Origin of the sequence: Bacillus sp. ISL-78, assembly GCF_018613455.1 — a bacterium.
GTDB lineage: Bacteria > Bacillota > Bacilli > Bacillales > DSM-1321 > Peribacillus > Peribacillus frigoritolerans.
In genome coordinates this window covers 201,921-215,841 of the sequence record NZ_JAGGQC010000026.1, presented here as the reverse complement: position 1 = coordinate 215,841, position 13,921 = coordinate 201,921, and the positions used below count along the sequence as shown (strand labels likewise).

Here is a 13,921-nt window from a genome sequence, read left to right as displayed (position 1 = left end):
TCATTTGATAAATTCCATGGAAAGATCATATATTTCATCGGGCGCGTATAAATAAATGCTGTGCGTCCCTTTCAGTTTTATTACATCCGCTTTTATTAGTTTTTCTGCAAAAACCTCATAATCTTCGTTTTTTTGTTTTGTATATTTTGAATTTTCATTTTCATCGGCTATCGCATCTAAAAATAAAATGGGTGTATCTTTTGGTATTGGCAAGTTAACTGATTTTTCACCATTATTGTAACTCTGTAAAAGTTCTTGCTCCATATCATCATTAAAAAACTGTTTATAAGATAGTGTTTTATACATTTCCTTCTCATGGTCAGTCAAAAATGATTGCCGGATCACTTCGGGATTATAAACAGCAGAAGGTACAAGACGGTGCAAACCCATTTTCGTTAAAAGATTCACTCCTCTTACTGTCAATGAATCAATCATGCCCATTTTATGAGTCACATATTGGTGCGGTAAACCAATATCCAAAGCAATAATTCCCTTTACTTCACTAGGGTATTTTTGTGCCCAGTAAATAGCCTCAATACCTGATATCGAGTGTGGAACCAAAATATAAGGAGGTTTATTTCCACTTTCCATTAACGATTTCCTGCTTTGTTCCAATATTGTATCGATATCCCTATCATCATGAAAAACATCACTGTATCCATATCCAGCTCTTTCAATGACTGCAATCTTATTTTCTTTTGCAAACTTACTATATAATCCTTTCAATTCATAAACAGGAGCAGCAATTCCGGAACCGGACATAAAAACGTATGTATCCTCACCGCTGCCTTCCGTATATACATTAATTTCTTTTTCATTAAAATCAACGGGTGTTCCTTCACTAATTAATGATGATTCCTTTCCCTTTTGATAATTATGGTAAATAAAAACAGCTATCGTTACAAATAAGATGATAGCAAAGAAGGTAAAAAATATATTCTTTGATACTTTTACTATTTTTCTCATATAGAAAACTCCTTTCAAGTTATACTGAAAGGATATATGTTAAAAATAAATTTCTAATAAATTTTCTTTGTATATTTTCACTAAGAAAAGTTTAACTTTCAATGTCCAATGAATTTCATTAGGAAAAGGCCGCGCCAAAGCAGCCCTAACTACCATATTCCTACGCATAAATAATATTATATGTGGGTTTAAGCACTCCGTTTGGATATTGTTTCATTTCAACTAAATCCAATTTTAGACTTGGCTTAAGACTGCCGAAAAGAGGGATGCCTTCTCCGATTATGACTGGATTCACTTTTAGCACCAATTGATCAATGAGTTTATGTTTCAATAACGTTCCAGCCAACTCTCCGCCCCCGCAAAGCCATAGCTTTCCGTCACTTTGCCGCTTGAGGTTTTCAATAAACGCAACGGCGTCACTATCGATAAGTTCTACCTCCTCATTCGATTCAAACTGAAGGGAGTTCGAAAATATATAATGTTTCAAACCCTTATAACCTGGTTCACCCGGTTTGGCTCCGAATTGAAATCCAAATTCATATGTTTTACTACCCATCAACACAGCTTCATAATGCTGAATATCGGATAAAAAGTCCGGGACATGCTCTCCTTCAAATAAGAAAAAAGAATGATTGATATCCCCTTCCAACATTGCTTGGTCGGCAATGAAATTATCCAGTGAAACTGCTACATGATATACCAATTCTGCCACTTAGCATCCCTCCAAAATTGATTACATATTTTACGCGAACAAAGAGTATGCCATAACCGATTGTAAAAGGTATCAGATAGCCATATCAATTATTCTTTTGATATGGTCTTCATTTGTTTCGACACCCAATTGAGTACATAAACATTAATTTAGTCTGAGGAATTCCGGGATCATACGTCTCAGCATCTTAATAATTTCATTTGAATTACGGCCACAATCCCAACTTTCCAACAGGGATAATTGCTTTCCAGCTAATTTACTTCTACTGCCCTCGATTTTTGTCCATGCTCCATAGGGGACATCCATATGCTCTTCCATTTCCATATACCAACCAGACACAATCAGCCAACGTATCCTATCAAGATTGGACAGTGCATATAACATTTCTCTTCTCATAACGGCCCTGTAGGTTTCATGGACAAAAGCAAGCAGCTTTCCTCTCCAATGCTCAACTTCATCGGGTGTAGGTTTATACACTTTCTTTGCCGATTCCTTAATAACAGGACTGATAATATTAATAGGATCATAGATTACTTCTACCTCTTTTAACCAGATGGAGGGAACAATTTCATCAGGTGCATGATACCAGCTATCCACTTTCACAAAGGTATTATAATGGGTGACGACATACGGTGAATGAGGATTGCAGTCTTCGTGAAATGAAACATCTCCCCAATTATTGGCTCGATCCCTTTTTCCCTTTAAAAATTCTGCTTTACGTTTTGGAATTACAATGGTGTGCAAATCTATATCGGAGTAGTGATCATCGTTTCCTTTTGCTAATGAACCAGCTATGTAAATAGCCAAAACATCAGGATCTGCCGTTAAATCTTTTAATGCTTTTTCCAAAATAATATCGCGTTGTTTCGGTAAATATGCATCTCTTTCTATATGTTTGCTAACGAATCCCGCACACAAGACCATCTCCTTTTTTTGTAAAGCCGTCAAAGTAATATATATTCGTTAATTAGAATAAAATCCCTTTAGCAGTATCCCGTTTCATATATATACTGCTTCTCACCGCATTGTTTTCTTTGCTGAGTACCCGCTTTACCAGGCATCTATCCATACATTTTCCGATATGATATTATTTTGAATATTAAGTTAAAAGGAGGCGTCATTTCATGTTTTTTGCAAATACCCCCGAACCGCCCTATTACGCTTGCATTTTCACTTCCCAAAGAAGCGATAAGGATGCCGCAAGCTATAATTCAACCGCTGAATTCATGGATGAACTTGCCGCTCAACAAGATGGTTATTTAGGAATCGAAAGCGTGAGAGATCAAAACGGGTTAGGAATTACCGTATCCTATTGGAAGTCCTTGGATGCCATAAAGCTTTGGAAGGAAAATGCCGCTCACAAAAAGGCACAAGAAAAAGGTATGAAAGATTGGTACTCGTCATACACTACCCGAATTTGTAAGGTTGAAAAAGATTATACAAGCAAATAATAGTTTTAAAAACGTTCTAACCGCAAGTGACTTTGGTATCTGCCAGTTACTCTCCAGGAGTAAGGGTAAATATCATTAATCTAATAAGTGTTTCATAAAACAGTAAAAACCCATAATGGAAACTAGTTTTAAACATGGTTTGGGATGAACAGCCTAAATTGTAAAATAACTCTAGTTGATTGGAATGGAAGGGTACGAGACTCCTGCGGGAAAAGCGAGGCCAAGGGAGACCCCACAGGCGCAAAGAGCGCCGAGGAGGCTCCCGGACCGCCCGCGGAAAGCGAGTGCCTGGAATGGAAATCAACGTTCAAATTTACAAACCCTTAAAAAGTGAAAGTGTTTTTTTTATGGGTGAAATTCATAAATTTTAGTTCTAGTTTTCCATTGAGTTGTCTTCAGCATGAGACCTCTAAAACCCCAATTGGTAACCATCCCCGCAGTAAAATCGTAAAAGGGCTTCGCGATGAGTGCATTCCGAAATCCACTTTTTGTCGACAAACAGGGACGCTTCTTAAATGATCTTCACAATGAATTAATTAAAAGGAAATGCCGTTAAGATCTTCTTTTATGAGTGAGTACATGTATAAATCATCGAATTTGCCACGGGTATATTCATAATGCCTAAGAAGTCCTTCTCTTCTAAATCCTTGTTTTTCCACTAGTTTTTGGGATGGGTGATTATCAGGTTCAATTAAAGCTTCAATCCTTTCCAGGTGAAAGTGGCGATAACCATACATAACAACGGCTTCCAATGTTTCACTCGCAATGCCTTTTCCCCAATGGTCTTTACTTAATTCATATCCAATTTCAGCACGATGGTGTTTGGTTACCACATTCAGAAAACCACAACTTCCTATAACCTTACCGGAATCTTTTAATGTAATTCCCCATCTAATTCCCGAACCTTTTTCGAATATGGATTCATACCACTTAATTTCATCCCATACATCATTTACTGTCTCGAATGGGTCTAACCCCATTGGCTTCACCACATCTGTATCAGATAGATATTTGAACATGTCACCCGCATCTTCCAGTGTCACTTCCCTTAATATCAATCGTTTGGTTTCAATGACCGGAAATACCTTCTCCATTCAATTTCCCTCCTCCAAACTCCCATTTCCATATTTAACTATTTAATCATTGCCTAATTAAAGTCGATAATCAACGCTTAATTGCTTAGAAAATTATGATGGTAAATAAAAAGGCGTCCCTACTTTCGTAGAAACGCCTTTTTTCGTTTACTTCATTATTTTCGGTTCCTTTACTGCTGAGATCATTAAAAACATGGGCCTTCGATTTTCATCTTTCATTTCAGGAACACTTTTTAACATGTCATCAGAAGGCATCGGTTCCTTTACTGCCTTTATGCTGAAACCAGCACCAATCAAGTCATTCATATATGTTGAAATCGTTCGATGATACTTTACTACGTTTTCGGTTAAGAAGGTTGTTTCTCTCACACCTTCGTACTGATAGTTGTCAACTGGCCAATGCAGATGATTGCCGTGATCATCGTCATACCAAGCTTGTTCGTTGCGAGAAGTAAAGATTGGATGTTCAACCGAGAAAACAAAAGTGCCTCCAGGCTTTAAACAATCATGGACCTTTTTGCAGATTACCTCATATGACTCAATGTAATGAAAAGCCAATGAACTGATAACCACATCAAATTCAGAGCCGGGAAAATCGATATCTTCAATCGGCATTTTCATATAAGAAATACAAGGGTCATCCGTTTTTTCACGTGCTCTTTGAAGCATATTGTCGGAAATATCCACACCAATGACGGAACTTGCCTGTTGCTCTCGGGCAAATCGGCAATGCCAGCCAAAACCGCAGCCCAAATCAAGTACCGTTTTATTACGCAGATTTGGCATTAGCTCTTTTAATACATGCCATTCTCCGGCAGCTTCGAGCCCTTTGACTGATCGCGGCATTTGCTCATACGCAGAATAGAAATTTGCATCATCATATTTGTTTTGTTTCATAACTCATACATCTCCTATAATTCAAGATAGCCTCCTAAGATTAATACCACATCTATTACAGGAGGCTACCTATCTCCTTCTCACCATTTTTTTCACCTCACTATCTTGATGGATCACTGTCCTAATACTAACACATTGCTTGTCTTCCTACCCTCCCATCTAAAGAACAAAATACTTCAAATTAGTTGTTATCCTTGATTTCAAATCGTAGGCATTAGGCCTTATCTCCTATTGTCTTTTTTAGTAATAAGTCTTTTTTACTCATCCTTAATAAGTTATCGAGAAGATAAGCAAACTATACCTTATTGCAGCTTATACGGAATCTCCCCTACCTAGGCTTATTCCTCAAAAATTACCCAGGTAGTAAGAAAAGAATACATGTTTAACCATTATTCTTAATTTGCTTAGTCTAATTTAAAGGGGTGAATATTTTATGAGAATGAAAAAAGCATTTATAGGTCTCTCACTCTTATGTATGATTGTTCCTGGTATTGCCAAGTCAGCCGATTCTTTAAATTCCGTTGCTGATGATCGGAGCAGTATCGTTGCAAATTGGAAATTCACAAAACAACATGTTAAAAGCGGTTCAATCGATAAAGGTAATTTAATTATTGAAGATACAACCAAACAAGGTAATGATTTAGAGTTAGTGACGAAAGGAGACCCTGCATCTCCCGAATTAAAAAATATGTTGAGATGGTCTAAAGAAGATTATTATGCTCAAGATAAAGTTAATAGCTTGAAATTCGCCAATTACGAAAACGCCCCTGCAGGAAGATATTTTAAAACCAAAAAGGATGCACCTATCAATTTGGAGAATTTCGATAGGGGGTTTACCATTGAAGCGGTATTTAAGATGCCAATGAAACCCAAAAGTGACATGGGGCTTTTTTCAAGACAAGGACAGGCGGCAGATCTTAATAAAATGGAAGGCGAGAAAAAAATCCTTTCTGCTTTATCTATATCCAGTGATCAAAAATTGCACTGGACAAGCCATCCATCTAATTTAAACTATAATGTAAGCAATTGGTCTCGATCTTTAAATGCTGGTGAATGGTACCATTTGGCAGTCGTTAATGATGGTAGCACGACGACTCTAACTTTAAATGGCGTTAGTGATTATGGAGAATCAGAAAGGGTCATAGGTATTGCAGCATTAAAAGGTAAAGGCTGGAATATCGGTGCAACAGAGTGGGGAAATAAGTTGGATGCGCTTTTCGCAGGGAATATCCAGGAAATACGAATTGCCAATAAGGCATTAACTGAAAAAGAATGGCTAGTACAGGATGCTCGTGATGATGAACCATTTGAAGGATCAAACAAGTCCTTCCCCATTCTAACAAATAAGAAGAATTATAATTTCCTCTTTATTCCAGATACCCAGAAATATTCAAGCCAAAATCCTGAGATTTTCAATAGCCAAATGAACTGGATATCCAATAACACCAAGAAGAACAATATTATCATGAATACATTTGTTGGGGACATTGTCGATAGTGATTCAGAAAAACAATGGCAGAATTCACTCAGAGCCATTTCCCTTTTGGATAAAAAGGAAATTCCATATATGATGGCGGCTGGGAATCATGACTATGCTGCCGGAGATCCTTTTTTAACACATTATGGGCCACAGCGTTTTATGAATAAAAAATACTATAAGGGGTCAGCTCCCTCTGGGTATAGCTCATATGCAATCGCTAAGGCAGGGAGTTATGAATACTTAGTTTTAATCGTGGATATGAAAAACCTCCATAAGGACTTGGAATGGTCAAAAAAAGTTCTGGAACGGCATAAAGATAAACCGACAATCCTCGTCTCTCATGATATTATTTTTCCGAAAGTTAAAGATGATAAAACCATTGCCGCCGATTCGTCCAATGGCCGGCTGATATGGAATGAACTAGTAAAGAACCATAATCAAGTGTTCATGACGGTTAATGGACATTTTTATGGGATAGCGCATCGGGTAAAACAAAACTCAGCAGGAAATGATGTCATTCAAATGCTGGTCAATTACCAAACGAATTATCGAGGGGGAAATGGCTGGCTAAGACTTGTAGAATTTGATGAAAAGAAAAATGTATTATTATTCCGTACTTATTCCCCATATGTCGATGGAATGACTAGGAAAGAAAAGTCCTATATTGATTATAAATTTTTAACAGGTGAAAATAATTCATTTAAATTGAATTGGGACTTTAAACATAGATTTAATTTCAGGTAATGAACAGGGCGGAATAATCCAATTCCCCAGGTGTATTTGATTAACCTCATCAACCTGGGTGAATTCCTTTAATGGGGCTGCCCTCCTATGTTGGGTCGTCCAGGACGGATAGACGTCCATTCGTGATGATCCGGGATGCTGCTTTTTTTCTATTTCATGCTGCTTTTTTCACCACTGATTTATACTTTCCGAAACCATTAACGACAAGGACCCCCAATATCGCAATATTGCCGCCAATGACTGAAAGGGTACTAGGTACTTCCTGAAGCCAAACCCAAGCGACGAAAATGGCAATTACAGGTTCTATGTACAACAAACTAGAAACGGAACTGGCTTTTCCTAATGATAAAGCGATTGCCCAAGTTACATAACCGATGGCCGCAGGGAAAATACCAACAAAAATCGCAGATAAATGACCTTCCAAAGTTGCATGTTGAATTTCTTGAAATAGCCCAGGAAAAAATATAAAAAAGGGTATTGTACCAATCCATGTGAAGTATGCTGTCAATTCAATCGGATTATAACGGCTAAACAGTGGCTTTTGGAAAACAAAAAACACCGCAGAAGCAATAGCTGACATCAATACTAAAAAAGCTCCTTCAGAAATATTCAGGGAAGGTCCTGCGGTACCTAATGTTATTAAGGTGATCCCTGTGAATCCAATTCCTAAACCAATCCATCCGTATAGTCCGAGGCGTTCTTTTAAAACGAACGCAGCAATGATCGCGATGAAGACAGGTGCCGAACCGATCAGCATTCCTGCCGTACCCGCCGAAACCGTTTGTTCTCCGAATGTCACCCCGATATGGTAAATACTAATGCCAATAAATGCAAGAATCGAAATCCTCAACAAATCCTCTTTTTTCGGGAGTCGAAATTTCACCCCAGGCCAGAGAGCGTAAAGGATAAAAACCCCTGATGCTATAAGATAACGAACAAGTACCAAATGACCGGCTGAATATCCGCCATGCAAGCTTGCACGAATAGCAGCGAATGTAGAGCCCCAAATAATAACTGTAATAGATGCCAATAAAAATGCCTTTGTGTTCAAAACCTATTCCTCCCAACCATTCCCTATAAACTGAAGGTATCATGGATACGTGAGAACTTCAATAAATTTTCTATCGCGCTGTGAAGTATCACAGTAAAATAAAAGTTAAAACAAAGTTGATTGGAGCGGGTGTGCGAGACTCTTGCGGGAAAAGCGTGTCCAGGCGAGACTTTGCAGACACAAAGGCTCCGAAGGGCGGACCGCATGGGAAAAGGGGGTGCCTGGAGGCAACGTTCAAAATGTACAACCATAAAAACTGCTGAATTTTTCAACAAGACAAGATTACCCTTAATGTTTTTTCACTGAAATCCTTATTGATTTAAGAAATATGCGACACTCCTGCCGAATTACTGGCTAGCCGAGACACCGCAGACGCTTGCGTCGAGGAGGCTTGGCAGGCAGTCGGCGGAAAGGGAGCGGATTTCTGAAATCGACTGGAACGTTTTTTAATAAAAAAACTGTATCCAAACTCGATTTTCATTGAGTTTGGATACAGTTTAGTTGATTGGAATGGAAGGTACGAGACTCCTGCGGGAGAAGCGAGGCCAAGGGAGACCCCACAGGCGCAAAGAGCGCCGAGGAGGCTCCCGGACCGCCCGCGGAAAGCGAGTGCCTGGAATGGAAATCAACGTTCAAACCGCAGACAAACTTGATTTTCATTGAGTTTGGCTACAGTCTGCATAATTAATTTTTGATTAACTATTTTCTGGTTTCCAAGATGAAAAACGTCTTTCAATAATGCCTAATAATGAAGTAAGAATGATTCCCGTAATCGTTATGACCAACACGCCAACAAACATGCGATCTGTTTGTAGATTTTGACCATTGCTTGTCAATTGGTATCCGATACCAGCTGTCGAAGCGAATAATTCACCTACAACCACTGCAATTAATCCTTGACCTATACCTAAGCGAATACCGTTTAAAAGGAATGGTACAGTCGAAGGCAATGCAATGGTTTTAAAAATTTGAAATTCACTTGCACTAAATGTCCTGGCTGCTTTTATTAAGTTTTGATCTAATGTTAACATAGCCTTTTGAGCGCTCATCACTATTGGAAAGAAGGCCATCAAAAATACGATAACTATTTTGGATGCTGGTCCTATTCCGAATGCGATGATGATCACTGGTAATAGGGCGACTTTAGGAGTTACATATAGTCCTGAAATGAAAGGGTTAACCACTGCATTAAAGGTAGAGTTCCAACCTGATAACACACCTATTGGGATTCCAATAAGTATGGCTAAAACAAAGCCTGAAACAAATTCGTAACCACTTACCTTCATATTTTCCCAAAAGGAAACTTCTTGGACCATTAAAACTGCCGCTTGTGCAATTTCAATTGGTGAGCTTATGAACAATGGATTTATCCATTCATTTTGAGAGGCAGTTTCCCAAAGCAACAGGAATAGTAAAACAGAAGCAACACTGATAAAAAATGACTTTTTTTCTTTTTTCATTTTCTTCGCCTTTTTTATCTTTTGCTTTGATTGTGTAAGTTCTATCGTACCCTTCGTCATAATGTTCTCCTTTCACATTAATTATTTCTCTTTATTATCGAAACCTTGTTTAGAAGACTCCTGTTCAATAATGGACCAAATATGATCTACAAACTCTAAAAATTCCGGGCTGCGTTTCACATGGAGATCTCTTGGTCTAGGTATATCAACATCAACAACCTCCACTACACGTCCTGGTCTTGCCCCAAAAACAAAAACTCTATCAGCTAAAAATACCGCTTCATCAATTTGGTGTGTAATGAAAAGACTTGTCTTTTTTGTCTCATCCCATATTCTAAGTAACTCACCTTGCATAAATTCCCTAGTTTGTGCGTCCAATGCCGAAAATGGTTCATCCAATAATATTAATGATGGGTTTACCGTTAATGCCCGAGCCAAGTTTACCCGTTGCTGCATCCCCCCTGACAATTCATGTGGATAATGATTTTCATAACCTTTTAAACCGACCATTTCAATAAATTCTTTGGCCTCTTTCTTTTTCTCTGCGGTTATTTGCTTTAACAGTTCAACTCCATAAAGAACATTTTCCAAAACAGTTCTCCAAGGTAAAAGACTCGGGTTTTGAAAAACCATTGCCCTGTCCTTGCCGGGACCATCAATTTTTTGCTGATCTAATAGAATTTCTCCCTTACTTGGCTTTAGCAATCCAACTACAGTATTTAAAAAAGTGGTTTTTCCACAGCCGCTCGGCCCAACAATACATATAAATTCACCATCTTTAATGTTTAAATTTATATTCTGCAGGGCCATCACTTCTGCACCAGTTTTGTTATTTACGTAAGTAACGTCTAAAAAACGAGTAGATAATTTATAGTTTTCCAGTTGTGCATTTTCCATCTTACCTATCATCTCCTTTCCATTCTAATTATTTTTTAAAAGCCTTTTCTATATAACTATTTGTCCAAATAACATCTTCAGTTGTATCCTGTTTAGTAGAAACGCCTGATATCTTGCCAAATTCAACTAATGGATCCTGGGCATTATCCCAAGCTTCTTGATTCATTTCTCCATAGCCTTTAAAAGTGTTTTTCAATCCGATTAGTGATTCCTCTAGGATATCAACATCAATTCCATCAAAATAAGATTCGATTGATTCGGCTGCCTCTCTTGGATTATTACGTGTGAATTCCATACCTTTCCCTATTGCCCGAACTACTTTCAAAGATGTTTCCTGATTTTTTTCTAAATATTCCTTTTTAGCAAAAACGGCTTCCCAGACCATATTCCCATACATTGGCTCTTCACTTGTATTAATTACAATCTCGCCAACATCTTTACTTTCCGCCTGTAAACCCATTGGAGGCGATGCTATACCACCGTCAACAATCCCCTCCTGCATACCGCCAATCTTCGATCCATCTCCAGCCAATTTGACGGTTTTAAGCGTATCGGGGTCAACACCATGCTTTTGCATTAAATAGCGTGTGTATACGTCTCCAGAATCACCGACAAGGTTTGTACCGATAGTTGCGCCGTTCAATGAAGCCACTCTATCTTCAAACGATGAGTCTTTAGAAACATTCTTTTTCTTTTGATATTGTTTAGAGAGAGTAATTTGATAGGTTAGCGCCGAATTTAAAGATTGAATTGCCAATAAATCTTCACCTTTGTCAAGAGGAGTAAACATACTTCGAGGACCTGAGACTGCAAACTGAGCTTCACCTGATAATACAGAAGCGATGACTTGTGCTCCTCCACCACCAGATACAATCTCAGCTTCAATTCCTTCTTTTTCAAAAAATCCTTGCTCAATGGCTACATACAATGGGGCTACTGACAATAACCGTGCCGGTTCCGTAAAAGTAAGCTTAACCGCTTTTCCTCCCGAATTCCCTTTGTTTTCTTTAGTTGTTTCGTCACTTGTACCGCATGCAGATACTACTAACACCAAACAAAGCAGAACGAACGCCATATTATTCTTAAACATATTCCTTACCCCCTAAATCAAATATTTTTTACACTTCATTCACTAACTAACTATATTCCTCCTCTAATTAAGTTTTATATACAAAACAAAATTTCATATACATATCAATTCTAAATCAGCTGTCCCGATTGGGTCAATTATATTTTTTTGAAAATTTAGATAATTAGGCAGATTACTGTACAAAAAAAACACTCATTTAAAATCATGAGTGCTCTTTAACTCTTGAGATACAATTTTCTGCTTCTGTAAAAATAACTCTGTTGCATCATCAAGATAAGAAGCGATGCCATCTACCTGCTTCATATTGTTAAGATCCATAAATCCGACAAATCTGTTCTTCAATATTCTGCTTACATCCGGGAGTGAATTAGATACAACTCAATCAAGGGGAAATTAAATTAAGGGAAGGTCCACACCAACTGCCAAGGCTAATGATTATATCATAAGATCCTTTTATATCTTGTAATTTCCATTCAGTCATCCTCTATACTAATTTCCTAAATCGCTTGATTATATCATCCATTTCAAAGGCAAGATGCTTAGGCCCTCTTGCACCATGGGATAAGTTGGACAATTGGGGCTATAAGGAAGAGAGAACAATTCCAGCTGATACTCCCCTCCGACCACTTGGGGTACCGGTATGACCTTAAACGAGAAACTATGAATTCAAAAGAGTTTTTCAATAGTGTGAATCAAATAAACCGAGTCATTACTTTCTTCTCATTGAAAAATATCTCAATTTATGTCAATTGAAACCAAATTATGAGTTTGTTATCTTAGTTAATGAACCGGTTCATGACTAGTTTATGTAAGAATATTAGTCACAATAAAAGGAGAGATGAAACCATGACACAAGAACGTAAATCAACAAGCACAGTGGAGCAGTATGCAAATCTCATCCCCATGAGCGAAATTGCTTCGAACGCAGATCAATTATTTCCTTTTCCAATCTTTAATAGTTTACGACAAAATACTCCTGTAAGGTACGACGAGTCTCGAAGCTGCTGGGATGTGTTTCGATATGAGGACGTTCATTATATTCTAAAAAATCCAAAACTGTTTTCTTCGGAACGAGGGTCTGGAACTCTTCAAGGAAGCATTTTGACAATGGACCCTCCTAGACACACAAAAATGAGAAATTTAGTGAACAAGGCATTCACTCCTAAAGCAGTGAAAGATTTAAAAAATAAAATTGAAGAGGTGACACTTTACCTGCTCGATCAAGTAAATGAGAAGGGGACTATGGACCTCGTTCATAACCTTGCTGGTCCGTTGCCTGTCATAATAATTGCCGAATTATTGGGGGTCCCTGCCAAGGATCGGGATCTTTTTAAAACCTATTCTGATGTTCTCGTGGCAGGCGCCAAAGATAATTCAAATGAAGCCTTTCAAATAATGGCACAGAAACGTAAGGAAGGAAGTGAGTTTCTTAGAGAATATTTCAAAAAAATAATTTTAGAGAGAAAAGTTAATCCTGAAGAAGATTTAATTTCGCTATTATTAGCAGCAAAAATTGATGGGGAAAAATTAACAGAAGAAGAGGTACTATCTTTCTGTGTTTTATTATTAGTTGCGGGAAATGAAACAACAACTAATTTGATTACAAATGCCGTACGCTATATGACAGAAGATAAAATCATTCAAGAACAAGCTAGGACAAATCTTCCTTTAATACCAAAATTGGTAGAAGAAACACTACGCTTTTATCCTCCAATACAGGCAATTGGCCGTGTTGCAAAGGAACAAGTCAAAGTTGGGGGCAAAACAATCCAAAAGGGGGAACAAGTAATTTGCTGGGTCGCTTCGGCAAACCGGGATGAACAAAAGTTTGAAGAACCTAATCGGTTCACATTAGAAAGGAAATTAAATCCTCATTTGAGTTTCGGGTTTGGCATTCATTTTTGTTTAGGTGCCCCGCTTGCACGTCTAGAAGCAGAAGTAGCTCTCGTGACACTATTAAGTACATTTGCAAAATTGGAAGGTGTACAAGGAACTGAGCTGGAGGCGATTCCAAGTCCGTTCGTTTTTGGAGTGAAAAGACTTCCTTTAAAATTCACAAGATAATGAGCCTTGCTGCCT

12 protein-coding genes are annotated in these 13,921 nt (G+C 38.0%); 3 read left to right on the top strand and 9 right to left on the bottom strand.

All coding sequences use genetic code 11. The annotated features are described in order from the left end of the window. The 3 genes from J7I96_RS21930 to J7I96_RS21920 all read right to left on the bottom strand — a co-directional run bounded on the left by J7I96_RS21930 (window position 1) and on the right by J7I96_RS21920 (window position 2,527). Window positions 1-966 (bottom strand): alpha/beta fold hydrolase, encoded by a 966-nt coding sequence (locus J7I96_RS21930; RefSeq protein WP_214923768.1) that lies wholly within the window; start codon window positions 964-966, stop codon window positions 1-3. Window positions 967-1,126: 160 nt separating this feature from the next. Beyond that, the gene (locus J7I96_RS21925; RefSeq protein WP_214923766.1) at window positions 1,127-1,678 is read right to left on the bottom strand and encodes a dihydrofolate reductase family protein; all 552 of its coding nucleotides are present in this window, start codon (window positions 1,676-1,678) and stop codon (window positions 1,127-1,129) included. Window positions 1,679-1,822: 144 nt separating this feature from the next. Further along, on the bottom strand, window positions 1,823-2,527 hold the full coding sequence (locus J7I96_RS21920; RefSeq protein WP_251029219.1) for an aminoglycoside 6-adenylyltransferase: 705 nt from the start codon (window positions 2,525-2,527) through the stop codon (window positions 1,823-1,825). A gap of 275 nt (window positions 2,528-2,802) precedes the next feature. On the opposite strand from J7I96_RS21920, the gene J7I96_RS21915 reads away from it, so the two are divergent. Next, complete coding sequence (locus tag J7I96_RS21915; RefSeq protein ID WP_214923764.1) at window positions 2,803-3,129, top strand: antibiotic biosynthesis monooxygenase family protein; 327 nt, start codon at window positions 2,803-2,805, stop codon at window positions 3,127-3,129. A 536-nt stretch (window positions 3,130-3,665) separates the two neighbouring features. Here J7I96_RS21915 and J7I96_RS21910 read toward each other — a convergent pair. Both J7I96_RS21910 and J7I96_RS21905 read right to left on the bottom strand, forming a co-directional pair. Further along, complete coding sequence (locus J7I96_RS21910; protein WP_214923761.1) at window positions 3,666-4,223, bottom strand: GNAT family N-acetyltransferase; 558 nt, start codon at window positions 4,221-4,223, stop codon at window positions 3,666-3,668. A gap of 147 nt (window positions 4,224-4,370) precedes the next feature. Further along, entirely contained in the window at window positions 4,371-5,120 is a 750-nt protein-coding gene (locus J7I96_RS21905; protein ID WP_214923759.1) for a class I SAM-dependent methyltransferase, read from the bottom strand. 433 nt (window positions 5,121-5,553) lie between these two features. Here J7I96_RS21905 and J7I96_RS21900 point away from each other — a divergent pair, with 433 nt between their 5' ends. Continuing rightward, window positions 5,554-7,344 carry a laminin G domain-containing metallophosphoesterase family protein gene (locus J7I96_RS21900; protein ID WP_214923757.1) on the top strand — a complete coding sequence of 597 codons (1,791 nt, stop codon included), beginning with the start codon at window positions 5,554-5,556 and terminating at the stop codon, window positions 7,342-7,344. A gap of 154 nt (window positions 7,345-7,498) precedes the next feature. Here the strand turns inward: J7I96_RS21900 and J7I96_RS21895 are convergent, their stop codons facing one another. The 4 genes from J7I96_RS21895 to J7I96_RS21880 form a co-directional block, all read right to left on the bottom strand. Further along, the gene (locus tag J7I96_RS21895) at window positions 7,499-8,395 is read right to left on the bottom strand and encodes a DMT family transporter (protein ID WP_214923755.1); all 897 of its coding nucleotides are present in this window, start codon (window positions 8,393-8,395) and stop codon (window positions 7,499-7,501) included. Between the two features lie 695 nt (window positions 8,396-9,090). Continuing rightward, window positions 9,091-9,915, bottom strand: coding sequence for an ABC transporter permease (locus tag J7I96_RS21890; protein WP_034313037.1), 825 nt, complete (start codon window positions 9,913-9,915; stop codon window positions 9,091-9,093). A 21-nt stretch (window positions 9,916-9,936) separates the two neighbouring features. After that, a complete protein-coding gene (locus tag J7I96_RS21885; RefSeq protein ID WP_214923754.1) occupies window positions 9,937-10,752 on the bottom strand; it encodes an ABC transporter ATP-binding protein in 816 nt (271 codons plus the stop codon). Between the two features lie 28 nt (window positions 10,753-10,780). Continuing rightward, window positions 10,781-11,842, bottom strand: coding sequence for an ABC transporter substrate-binding protein (locus tag J7I96_RS21880; RefSeq protein ID WP_214773874.1), 1,062 nt, complete (start codon window positions 11,840-11,842; stop codon window positions 10,781-10,783). Between the two features lie 846 nt (window positions 11,843-12,688). Between J7I96_RS21880 and J7I96_RS21875 the strand changes: the two genes are divergently transcribed. Beyond that, window positions 12,689-13,906: a cytochrome P450 gene (locus J7I96_RS21875; protein WP_214773875.1), complete on the top strand. Its 1,218-nt coding sequence runs from the start codon at window positions 12,689-12,691 to the stop codon at window positions 13,904-13,906. Window positions 13,907-13,921: the final 15 nt, after the last annotated feature.

Coding starts and splice junctions, on each gene's coding strand:
- J7I96_RS21885 (WP_214923754.1), bottom strand. CDS start 10,752: ATGGAAAATGCACAACTGGAAAACTATAAATTATCTACTCGTTTTTTA.
- J7I96_RS21915 (WP_214923764.1), top strand. CDS start 2,803: ATGTTTTTTGCAAATACCCCCGAACCGCCCTATTACGCTTGCATTTTC.
- J7I96_RS21905 (WP_214923759.1), bottom strand. CDS start 5,120: ATGAAACAAAACAAATATGATGATGCAAATTTCTATTCTGCGTATGAG.
- J7I96_RS21930 (WP_214923768.1), bottom strand. CDS start 966: ATGAGAAAAATAGTAAAAGTATCAAAGAATATATTTTTTACCTTCTTT.
- J7I96_RS21900 (WP_214923757.1), top strand. CDS start 5,554: ATGAGAATGAAAAAAGCATTTATAGGTCTCTCACTCTTATGTATGATT.
- J7I96_RS21890 (WP_034313037.1), bottom strand. CDS start 9,915: ATGACGAAGGGTACGATAGAACTTACACAATCAAAGCAAAAGATAAAA.
- J7I96_RS21910 (WP_214923761.1), bottom strand. CDS start 4,223: ATGGAGAAGGTATTTCCGGTCATTGAAACCAAACGATTGATATTAAGG.
- J7I96_RS21875 (WP_214773875.1), top strand. CDS start 12,689: ATGACACAAGAACGTAAATCAACAAGCACAGTGGAGCAGTATGCAAAT.
- J7I96_RS21880 (WP_214773874.1), bottom strand. CDS start 11,842: ATGTTTAAGAATAATATGGCGTTCGTTCTGCTTTGTTTGGTGTTAGTA.